The following is a 10,899-nucleotide window of genomic DNA, read 5'->3' on the forward strand; positions in this document are numbered from 1 at the left end:
GTTATGCATGCTTCATGCCTGACTGTGGAGGATTTTTTGTGCCAATCGCCTGTTGAAGTGTATGGTGCGTCATGATACAATACACACATATTGTATGGTGTGTAGCCATACACTTCTAACATTGGAGTGGAACGAATGGACGATTTTAGATGGAAGCCGGATCAATTGCGAATCGACCCGTCGCGTCCTCTGTATGAACAGTTCGTTGAGCAGCTGCGTGCCGATATAGCACGCGGCGAATTGGCTCCCGGTGCCCGTTTGCCGTCTGTCAGGGAGTTGGCTGCAGGCATTCGCGTCAACCCGACAACGGTAATGAAGACATACCAGGAGCTGGAAAGAGAGCAATTGATCGTAACATACCGCGGTCAAGGCACTTTCGTTACAAAAGACGAAGCCATCATTCAACAGAGCAAGGAAACGCTTGCTGCTCAAGCCGTACGCAAGCTGCGCGAGGTCGCCGAATCGCTCAACATGACGGTGGAAGAGCTGCTGTTATTAGGAGGATACAAAGGGGGAACAAGAGAATGATCGCTCAAGGCAATGATAATGCGCCGGTCATCGAGTGCCGGCAGGTTAGCGTAACTATAGGGAAAACGAGAGTGCTGCAGGACGCTACGTTTACCCTGGAGAAAGGACGCATAGCCGGTCTGCTCGGTCCTAATGGGGCGGGTAAATCCACTTTACTGAAGGTTTGCTCAGGAATATTGGAGCCAACAGCAGGAACGGTTGCTATATTCGGGGAAAAGGCAGGCATAGCGACATTGGGGAGCATGGCTGTGCTGCCGGATCGGGGCAAACTCCCCGGATGGCTTACGTCCGGTGAGTGGCTCCAGTATGCCGAATCGATTTATCCGGATTGGGACTCCCTTTACGCCGAACAGCTGACAGAAACATTGAAGCTGGATTTGGCGCTGCGCATTGCTTCCTTGTCCAGGGGAGAGGAAGCTAGATTGCAGCTATTGAGCTGTCTAGCCCGCAAGTCTCCGCTCATCATGCTGGATGAACCGTTCACCGGCGTCGATATGATATCGCGTGAGCGGATAGCATCTACAGTCGTTGGTGATCTGGCGGATGGGGAACGAACCTTCCTTATTGCAACACATGATATTCGCGAGATGGAGCAATTATTTGATACGCTGATTTTGATTGATCAAGGGACAATCCGGGCGACAGATGAGGTAGATGCATTAAGAGAGCAGGGATTATCGGTTGAAGCTCGCTATAGGGAAGTGTTCTCATGAAAATCATCAAGCTGCTTGCCGATATGGAAACAAGCCGATTCGGTTCTTTTATGCTTGGAACCCGCAGAAGTAACTACAAATGGATCGGTCTCGGTATGCTGGTCCTGCTAGCTGTCAGCATAGTATTGATGAGAGGCTTTACTACGGTCAATGGCTTGCTGAGCACTGCAGTACTGAATGTTTTCACAGTGATGATCTTTTTTGTCCTGATAGATGGAATTCACCTCTCCACCAAGCAGGAAAGAGCATGGTGGCTTCTGCTTCCTCACCCCCGTCTGACCCTCGTATTGGGCAAAGCGCTGGCATTATGGCGAATAGGGATGCAGCTGTTTTTGTATTTTGTGCTGATACGAACGGCACAATATGCCCTTTTATTAGGACTGCATCAAATAGAGGCTGCCGCATGGTCAGACGTGCTATTGACCCTGGGAGCGGGGGTGCTTCTTTTGATTGCAGGCTTGCCGGTGATAGTCAGTCTAGGGATACTCGTATCGGTATTTCCGTTGTGGTGGGTACGCAGTCTTGTGATCCTGGTGATGATGTATTTATTTACACCGAGCCTTATATTTACCTTTATGGCGGGGGACGCCGGCTTCGCTTCAACTACTCTTACGCCGTTATCTGTTAGCCGATTTGCCGGCATCGCTTTGTTGATCGGATGGCCCTTTTCCATCCTATGTTTAGGGTTTACCGCGACAGTCGGGATGAGGTATTTGGTGAAAGCAAGCTCTTGGACCGGCAGTGCTACCGTTAGACAACATCATGAACGACAGGCAGCCTTGCCAGTAACAAGGTCTAGACCGAGCGTTAGCCGGAACAGCAATCCATTTTGGTCGCTAGTTGCGATGGAGAGACGCAGATATCTCTGGTTCGGGCTGCAAAATCATCGTCAAGGAAAAACTATTGCTGGCGTGTTAATGATGGTTATTGCCTTCATTGCGTACCAAAACGCCGGGGAAGTGTTTGAATTGGTCTCGTTCTTTTCTTTAGTGTTCATTGGCTTTTATATGTTTACGATCATATATTACTTTAATCGGCAAACTGAATTTATGAAAGGGACTGCCTCGTGGTGGGTTGCGATGCCGCATTCACGGCGATTGCTGCTTGGAAGCCGCGCCATGGCTTATCTATCCGTTGTGCTGCCTTACTTGGCGGTTCTGCTGCTAAGTACGGTTATCGGCACGGCTGTGCGACAGTGGATAGACCCGATGCCGAAAGAGGAGCTGAAGGTAGCGCTGAGTTACTTCTCCCACTATGCTTTAGTGTTTATTCCGCTCATCATTTTGTATATTATTGCTTTACAAGGGTTTCCCGCTTTTCTGAAACGCTCCTGGCAGATGATTTTTACGGCGCCGCTATATGGCGGATACATTCTCAGCTTTCAATTGGCCAATGCTGTTATTATGCCGCATCGACTGGATGGGGTAACGTTTCGATCAGGTCCGGCGCCTGATTTTGGTTACCATCTGCTGTTGATTTATGGTGCTGCAGTGCCTTATGCCCTATTCTGCTTTTGGCTTGGCTGCAAATATATGAACCGGTACGCGTTAGCACGGGATACCATCTGGCTCGGCAAGCTGAATAAATAACTAAGACAAGCCGACAGCCTTCCACCAAATGACAATACCTGCCAATAACCTGCATGAGATGAAGGGGATATTGGACATCCTAGCCTTAGGTCCAGGGAATTCCCAGCCTGCGGACTATTGAGACGCAAATCCATTATCTGTAATCTATAGATAAAAGATGACGAGACCATGAAGCAGGGAGTTGCTCAATAGATGATCAATATTGGAACGATGGTGCAGGAAAAATTCCTTTTTCTTAATAAATTTATTCAATCCCCTAAAGATGTGGGGAGTATTACCCCCAGCTCGAAATATTTGGCCAGAGCCATGACGCGAAGCATTCCTTGGGATGGAATAGAAGCTGCCGCAGAATTGGGAGCAGGGACCGGTGCGATTACCGAATCTATGAAACAAGTTGCAGGGAAGCATACAAGAATCCTTTTATTTGAAAAGGATACCGCGCTCAGAAACCAGCTGGCCGAAAAATACACGGACATGGCCTGTTATCCGGATGCCTGTCAGATCCGCAAAGCGATGAGCAAGGAAGGAATCGAATCGTTAGACCTGATATTGAGCGGACTGCCTTTCTTTAATTTCCCGCAGCCGATCCGCGATGCCATCCTGCAGGAAGTATTGCTGTCGCTGAAGCCGGGCGGATGGTTCGTGGCCTTCCAGTATTCGCTGCAGATGAAGCAGCAATTAAGCCGCTATTTTGAAGTAGAAAGCATTCGATTCGTCCCTCTGAACCTGCCGCCTGCTTTTGTGTATGTTTGCCGCAAGAGAGGTGCCGGGGAAGATGAGCTATGATACGTTAATCAGCATGATCGGCGACTACGGCTATGCGGCATTATTTTTTGCCTTGTGGCTCGGTATCGTGGGAATGCCGATTCCCGACGAAGTGATCGTAATGACCGGTGGAGCGGCTGCCGCAAGCGGGCTGCTGCATGAGATTCCGGCTTTCTTGTTAACGTATCTCGGCGTTATCTCGGGGCTGTCCTTAGGCTATTTTCTGGGCCGCCTTATGGGGACAAGGGTCATTGAAAAATGGAAGCGTCAGAAGAAGATGGAGAGGTACTTGTCCATGTCGGAGAAGCTGGTGGAGAAATACGGCCCCTATGCTCTAGTAGTAAGCTACTTTTTCCCGGTTGTCAGACATGTTACCCCCTATATCGTCGGGATCAATAAGATGGGCTTCAGAAAGTATGCGCTGCTGTCCTACTCCACAGGCTTTGTGTGGACATTGATTTTTTTCGCCGCAGGCAAAATGGCTGGAAATCACGTTGAGCAGGTTGGGCTGCTGATTCACAGCTACGGACTCAAGCTGTTATGGATTCCGATTGCAGCGGCGGGGATCTGGATGGTCTATAAAATAACCCGGGGGAAGCGTTCGAACTTGGATGCCGGGAACTAGTCGGCAAAATAGGAAGGGGCAGAATGCGGATCTAATGCAGCTGCTCTCTTTTGGGTTCCGTGGTAAAAAAAGGGTTGACATCTGACGGCAATGGATTTAGTATACAAATAACCATTAAAACCAACTAAGTATATAGGAATAATAAAAGTATCATTCGCCGGACGGCCGGAGATGAGGCGCTCTTTAAGAGAAGAGCTGCAGCATCTCCTTTTTTTATGTTCTAGGCAAAGGAGGATGGATATGTTCACTAACGGATTCAAGGTGTTTGACATTCATGCGCATCTGCCCTATCCGCTTCCGTTTCTGAAGCGCAGCGAGATTATTAACGAGCATAACGCCAAGCGGTCGGAGCGAATGCGGCTGACGTGGGACTTTCCCCGCAGGGACCAGGAGGAGGAGAGGGAGGCAGGCAAGCCTGTCATTGAGCGTTGGAAGGAGGAGCTCGAAAAGTATGACATCGGGGGCATCAACTTCTTGACCGCATGGAATAACGATAATTTGGCGGAGCAGATTCGGGTCAGTCCCGACCGGTTTACCGGCTTCGCCCACCATTCCATTGAACTGCCGGATGCGGCCGAGGAGCTGAAGAGAGCGGTCGATGAGCTGGGACTAAGAGGCTACAAGCTTTTCGGCCCGCTGGTGCAAATCGCCTTCGACTCAGCCTCCTTGACACCGGTTTGGACCTTCGCAGCGGAGAGAAGGCTGCCCGTGCTGATTCATTTCGGTATCCTGGGCCATACGGGCGGCATTGTGCATCACCCTAATATCAGCCCGCTCTCGATCTTTAATGTAGCCCGGGAATATCCGGAGATTCCGTTCATCATTCCGCATTTCGGCGCCGGCTATTTCCAGGAGCTGCTGCATTTGTGCTGGAGCTGTCCGAACATTTACATCGATACTTCAGGCTCCAATCAATGGATGCGCTGGACCCCATATGAGCTAACCCTGGAGACGCTCTTTCGTAAGACCTATGAGCTAATCGGACCGGAGCGGATCATCTACGGTTCGGATTCCAGCAGCTTTCCAAGAGGCTATGTATACCGCTATTTACAGGATCAGGTCCGGGTTTGCCGGGAATTGAACTGGAGTGAGCGGGATATCGAGAACGTGTTCGGCAACAATGCGAGGCGATTGCTGAACGTTCCAACGAAGCTAACCGAATAGGAGAGAGGAAGGAAGAGCATGAAGAGAAGAAGGAACAGCCAGTCCATAGACAGGATGAGAGCCGCTTTGCTGCTATCCGGCTTACTTATCGCTTTATCCGGCTGCTCGGGAGGGGCGGGCCAGCATGCTTCCGGGAAAGGAGACACAACCAAGGACCAGGAAGCAGCCAAATCGTCTGCCGATGCCGCTCAGGCCAAGGACGAGAAGGTGACCATTGAATATTGGCAGTATCAGTACCCGGCCAAGGTCGATTTGATCCATGCGCTCATCGAGGATTTTCAGAAGAAGCATCCTAACATTATTGTAAAGCAAACCAATTTTCCCTATGACCAATATAACGAGAAGGTGGCGGCGCTTGTTCCTGCGGGAAAAGGACCCGATGTCATCAACCTGTACTACGGCTGGCTGCCTAAATATGTCTCCTCGGGGTACTTGCAGCCGCTGCCGGACAGCGCCTTTTCGGAGGCGGCCATTAAGCAGGAGTTTTTTCCCTTCGTGGATACCGCCAAGCTGAACGGCAAATATTACGCCATACCGACAGCTGTCCGTACCCTCGCGCTTTTTTATAACAAGGAGCTGTTCACCAAGGCTGGGCTGGATCCCGCCAAACCGCCGGCAACATGGGATGAGCTGGTGGATTACGCCAAGAAGCTGACCCAGAAGGATAAGAACGGCCAATACGTCGTCGAGGGGCTGGCTTGGCAGCCGAACGCGCAGCTGCACCATTGGTACCGGGATGCGCTGGTGTATCAGGCGGGGGGCAAAGACATCAGTGACGATAGGCGCAAAATTTTGTGGAACCAATCCCCGGCAGGGCTTGAGGCCTTCAAATATTTGATAGATTTGTCGCTTGTACATAAGGTGGGCACGAACAATTTTTATAATGATGACATTACGGCCTTCAAGGGCGGTCATGCGGCGATGAATATCGACGGTTCGTTCCAGCTCGGCGGCTTGAAAAAGGATGTGCCGGATTTGCCGTACGCGATCGCCCCGCTGCCTGCATATAAGGAGAAAGCGACGCAGGTATCGTTCTGGGCCAATGCCATTACGAAAAACGTGCAGGGCAAAAAGCTTGAAGCCGCCGCGGAGTGGCTGAAATATTTGACAAGCAAGGAAGTGCAGGAGCAATGGGTGGAGAAGGTCGGGGAGCTCCCGGCCAAGAAGGAGGTCGCTTTGCAGGAGAAATATGCCAAGGATGAGAAGCTGGGGCCGTTCATTCAACAGCTTGGCGTGGCACATGCCCATTTCTTCGTTGATGAGAAGCTGGAGCGGGACTACTTCACAGAGGCGGTCGATCAGGTGGTGCTGAACAAGGTGCCTTATGAGAAAGCTTTCGAGGAGCTTGTATCGAAGACGCAGAAGCTGTATGACGATTATTGGGCGAAGCAGGATAAGAAATGAGGCGGGAGTCAGGGGGAGTGTCTATGGAACAAGTAAATAAGCTTGCACTCCGTAAAAAGCCAATTTCCTTTAAAAGCGGGCTCAGCTATAAAAAGCAGCGCTATCTGTTTATTTACAGCTGCCTTCTGCTGCCCCTTCTTTTTTTTGTCATCGTACGTATTCTGCCTATTGCCTATGCATTCAACATTGGCTTCCGGGAGTGGGATTTATTGTCGGAGGAGAAGCCCTTCGTCGGATTCGACAACTATGCAGCGCTCTTTCAGGATACGAAGTTCATCAGGTCGCTCGGCAATACGTTCGTATATGTTCTGATCGGCGTGCCGGGGCAGTTGATCGCCGGTCTGGCGGTTGCGCTCCTTCTTCATAAGCTCCATGTATCCAGAGGCTTGTACCGGACCCTTTACTTTATCCCCTATATCACCAGTGTAGTTGCGGTAAGCTGGGTGTTTCGCTGGATTTTTATGAAAAATGGAGTTATCAATGCGCTGCTCCTGAAGCTGGGTCTCGAGCCGCAGCTATTCCTGGGCTCTCCGTCTCAAGCGATCTTTATTGTTATTGCCGCAATGATATGGCAGAGCATCGGGTTTCAGATGATCGTCTTTTTGAGCGGGCTGGAGAATATCCCGGCCTTGTATTACGATGCAGCTTCCATCGACGGAGCGAACCGCTGGCAAAGGTTTCGTTATATTACATTACCGCTGCTCAACCCGGTTCTAGTGTTCTCCGTCATTATTGCCAGCATCAGCTATCTGCAATCGTTCACCCAGGTGTTGAATATGACCTTGGGAGGTCCGCTGAACTCGACGGTTTCCCTGGTATTGTATATCTACGATATGGCCTTTAAGCATTTCAATATGGGAGAGGCGGCTGCGGCGACCGTGGTGCTGTTTGTCATCATTTTATTGCTGTCTCTGCTGCAGATGAAGATATTAAGCAGCAAAACAGAGTATTAGGCCCTAGGGGGTGAAGGCAGTGAAGGTTACAGGAAACGCCGGTGGAACGAACAAGAGGCGCCGGTTCGGGGCTACTATAGTTCTGCTTCATATCGTACTCAGCATCGGAACAGTGGGAATGGTATTTCCTTTTGTGTGGATGATCGCCACCTCCTTGAAGCTGCCGAAGGACGTATTCTCCTTGCAGCTGATTCCGGAGACGATGACCCTTGATAATTATGCGGCCTTGTTCGTCCAATCCCCGTTCGCCGACTGGATGCTGAACAGCCTGGTCGTGGCCTGCATAACGACGGCAAGCGTGGCGCTGTTTGATACGGTAGCAGGCTATATTCTGGCCCGATTTTCATTTCACGGCAAGCAGGTTATCTTTATCGCCATCTTAAGCACGATGATGGTGCCTACGGAGATGCTGATCATCCCCTGGTATATCGCCTCTGTTCAACTGGATTGGGTAGATACGTATACGGGGATTTTGTTTCCCGGGATCATGTCGGCTTTCGGCATTTTCCTGATGAAGCAATTTATGGAGCAGGTTCCTCAAGAGCTGCTGGACGCAGCCAGAGTCGACGGTTTGAATGAATGGAGCATCATGGTGCGTATTGCGGTGCCTCTTGTTCGTCCCGCGCTGGCTGCGTTAGGAATACTTACTTTTTTATCCAGCTGGAACGCTTTTATTTGGCCGCTTATTGTGACCCAGTCGCCCGAACGATTAACCATTCCGGTGGGCATTTCCTTCTTCTCGAGCGAACAGAAGGACAGCAGCAGCTGGGCGATGATTATGACAGGAGCAAGTGTCTCGGTGCTTCCGCTAATCGCCGTATTCCTGTTGTTTCAAAAGCATATTATCCGCGGCATTGCATTAACGGGACTGAAATAGGTTCTTCACCATTTGGCGGGTACTCATATGAATTTGGCCTCTTTACAAATAGCCGGATATAGTAGTAAAGTCATGGAGATACGGTTGGTGCTATAGGAAAACAAGTACTATTTTGCCAGCTTGTATGCTACAATGGATGTAGTTTGGCTATATAATCACCATGACAAATCGATAATGGCAAACTTGCCGAAAGGCAGGGACGCAAAGCCACAGGCCTAAAGGAGCATTCCTATGGCGGCTGGGTTACCGAAAACGGCGCATAGGTTCTAAGTTTTGCAAAAACAAGACTGCCCAATTTCGGGCAGTTTTTTTTAATTCTTATAACTTTCTTTGTAAAGGGGCTGTATCATGTGCAAGCAAACTTCGTGAACCCGTTCTTAACTTCTTCACTTCATGTCATTGAAACGCTGATCCAAATTAAACCCATTGTCGGGCAGCTTAGTATGAGAACGATCCAATACACGGAGGATTACGTTTGGCTCAAAATCGGGATTCTGGGCCAGCTGCAAAAGGATATTATTTTTGGTATTCCCGAGACGGTTGCTTTACGGATGGTATCCGGGATGATGGGCGGCTATCCCCTCACGCATTTTGATGAGATGTGCCAGAGCGCGGTCGGCGAGCTGGGGAATATGATTAGCGGAAATGCCAGCACCTTGCTGTTTCAGCAGGGGATCGAAGTCGATATTACACCGCCGAGCCTCATTAACGGAGCTGCAAACCATTGGGGGGGCGAAGTGTTCAGTATTCCTCTTAGTCTGGAAACCATCGGAGAATTTCATATTTATATTTCCGCATAATAATGTATACTATTCCTATGAGACAAAATGTATATAAAGTCCTATAGTTTTGAGCATTGGACTTCCGATCTCTTTATGATATGTTATGTAATATCACACTCCTATATATAGGCGGGTTTTCTTTTATGGATGCAGAGCCTTTGTTAAAGCATGTAAGGGATAAGAAGTCACAGGTTATTGAGCAGTGGCAGAAGCTGATGGAGGAGCAGATTTTACGCGGGTATAATGTATCCAATATGATGCGCAGGGGCGACATCTATTTTGATTATATTACCGATCTTCATATTCCCCCGGAGCAGCATCCGATTCGGCAATTGGTTGACGATTGGTGCGGAAGGTTCGAGGAATTGGGGCTTCAAATTATTGATATTATTCAATGCTCTCACTCATGGCGCCGCGCCTTGCTGGATGTACTCGGAGATTCGCTGCCGGCAACCTTGTATCACCAAATTTGTCTTCGAATCGACGATTTCGAGGGAATCCTATGCAAGCATTATTGGCAGATTACATTGGCTTCAATGATAGAAAAAGATACGGCTATTCACCAGCTTCACGACGACCGGATGAATCTGATCGGGAAAATGGCCGCCAGCATGGCGCACGAAATTCGCAACCCTTTAACTTCTATTAAAGGGTTTATTAAACTGCTTCGTTCTAATATCCATTCTCTGCCAAAAGAGAAGATAGACTCCTATTTGGAGTTCATAGAGGATGAATGCAACAATATGCATATGCAGGTGACCGGATTTCTCAGCTTCTCCAAGAAGCCTATGGTGGAAGAAGAGAAGGAGCCGATCTCCGTCAAGCAGATGCTGGAATACAACCTGTCGTTGCTGCGCCCTCGACTAATTAATGAAAATGTCAATCTGTGCGTTAAAATTCCGGAACATATGACCCTTCGCGTTCAGAGGCTGGGAATCCAACAGGTGCTGAACAATTTGATTAATAATGGTATCGATGCGCTCTCTCAAGCGAAGTACGATAAAAAAATGAAGATATCCGCCTTCGAGGACCAGCGTAAAGCCTATATTCACATTACGAATAACGGTCCTCCTATTCCGGCGGAGCTGGCCAAATCGCTATTTGTCCCATTTGTTACCAACAAAACGAATGGAACGGGCCTAGGGCTTACGATTTGCAAGCAAATTATGCATAAAAATGACGGGGAGATCTCGTTCTCCAGTACGGATAAGGAAACTGTATTTATGCTGACCTTTCCCAAGTCGGCTTCCTGAATAACTGAATCCATAAAAGAGGAACTGCAAGCGATTAAGCTTGCGGTTTTTTTGTATGCACATATACCTGCAATAACTTACCAACGGTTAAATAAGGAGCCGAGAGGGGTTTGTTCATGCTCCGTTCATATTCGTGGTGTACTTTAATCGAAGAAATCGAATGTGCCCTGTCGTCATTCGTCCGGGCATAACGTGGATGCCGACGCTTATAAAGCAAAGTTCAGTACCGCTTACGAAGTAAGTTTT

11 protein-coding genes and 1 riboswitch are annotated in these 10,899 nt (G+C 49.1%); all 11 genes read left to right on the forward strand.

Annotated features, from left to right (window positions below):
* Positions 1 to 135 precede the first annotated feature (135 nt).
* Positions 136 to 528: a GntR family transcriptional regulator gene (locus tag GGC63_RS21460; protein ID WP_192704052.1), complete on the forward strand. Its 393-nt coding sequence runs from the start codon at positions 136 to 138 to the stop codon at positions 526 to 528.
* Positions 525 to 1,241, forward strand: a complete 717-nt coding sequence (locus tag GGC63_RS21465) for an ABC transporter ATP-binding protein (RefSeq protein ID WP_192704053.1) — start codon at positions 525 to 527, stop codon at positions 1,239 to 1,241. The genes GGC63_RS21460 and GGC63_RS21465 overlap by 4 nt, the downstream gene beginning before the upstream one ends.
* Entirely contained in the window at positions 1,238 to 2,830 is a 1,593-nt protein-coding gene (locus GGC63_RS21470; RefSeq protein ID WP_192704054.1) for a hypothetical protein, read from the forward strand. The genes GGC63_RS21465 and GGC63_RS21470 overlap by 4 nt, the downstream gene beginning before the upstream one ends.
* Positions 2,831 to 3,022: 192 nt before the next feature.
* Entirely contained in the window at positions 3,023 to 3,616 is a 594-nt protein-coding gene (locus GGC63_RS21475) for a class I SAM-dependent methyltransferase (protein WP_192704055.1), read from the forward strand.
* Positions 3,606 to 4,220 carry a DedA family protein gene (locus GGC63_RS21480; RefSeq protein ID WP_192704056.1) on the forward strand — a complete coding sequence of 205 codons (615 nt, stop codon included), beginning with the start codon at positions 3,606 to 3,608 and terminating at the stop codon, positions 4,218 to 4,220. The genes GGC63_RS21475 and GGC63_RS21480 overlap by 11 nt, the downstream gene beginning before the upstream one ends.
* Positions 4,221 to 4,460: 240 nt before the next feature.
* Positions 4,461 to 5,384, forward strand: a complete 924-nt coding sequence (locus GGC63_RS21485) for an amidohydrolase family protein (protein ID WP_192704057.1) — start codon at positions 4,461 to 4,463, stop codon at positions 5,382 to 5,384.
* 18 nt (positions 5,385 to 5,402) lie between these two features.
* The gene (locus GGC63_RS21490) at positions 5,403 to 6,788 is read left to right on the forward strand and encodes an extracellular solute-binding protein (protein ID WP_225948396.1); all 1,386 of its coding nucleotides are present in this window, start codon (positions 5,403 to 5,405) and stop codon (positions 6,786 to 6,788) included.
* A 23-nt stretch (positions 6,789 to 6,811) separates the two neighbouring features.
* Positions 6,812 to 7,741 (forward strand): carbohydrate ABC transporter permease, encoded by a 930-nt coding sequence (locus GGC63_RS21495; RefSeq protein ID WP_192704058.1) that lies wholly within the window; start codon positions 6,812 to 6,814, stop codon positions 7,739 to 7,741.
* Positions 7,742 to 7,760: 19 nt separating this feature from the next.
* Complete coding sequence (locus GGC63_RS21500) at positions 7,761 to 8,618, forward strand: carbohydrate ABC transporter permease (RefSeq protein WP_318781102.1); 858 nt, start codon at positions 7,761 to 7,763, stop codon at positions 8,616 to 8,618.
* Positions 8,619 to 8,784: 166 nt separating this feature from the next.
* A riboswitch (cyclic di-GMP riboswitch) is annotated at positions 8,785 to 8,869 on the forward strand.
* A gap of 99 nt (positions 8,870 to 8,968) precedes the next feature.
* Positions 8,969 to 9,418 (forward strand): chemotaxis protein CheX, encoded by a 450-nt coding sequence (locus tag GGC63_RS21505; RefSeq protein WP_079909814.1) that lies wholly within the window; start codon positions 8,969 to 8,971, stop codon positions 9,416 to 9,418.
* Positions 9,419 to 9,543: 125 nt separating this feature from the next.
* Complete coding sequence (locus tag GGC63_RS21510) at positions 9,544 to 10,653, forward strand: sensor histidine kinase (RefSeq protein WP_179135948.1); 1,110 nt, start codon at positions 9,544 to 9,546, stop codon at positions 10,651 to 10,653.
* Positions 10,654 to 10,899 lie beyond the last annotated feature (246 nt).

Origin of the sequence: Paenibacillus sp. OAS669 (assembly GCF_014873645.1) — a bacterium.
In the GTDB taxonomy this organism is placed as follows: domain Bacteria; phylum Bacillota; class Bacilli; order Paenibacillales; family NBRC-103111; genus Paenibacillus_S; species Paenibacillus_S vulneris.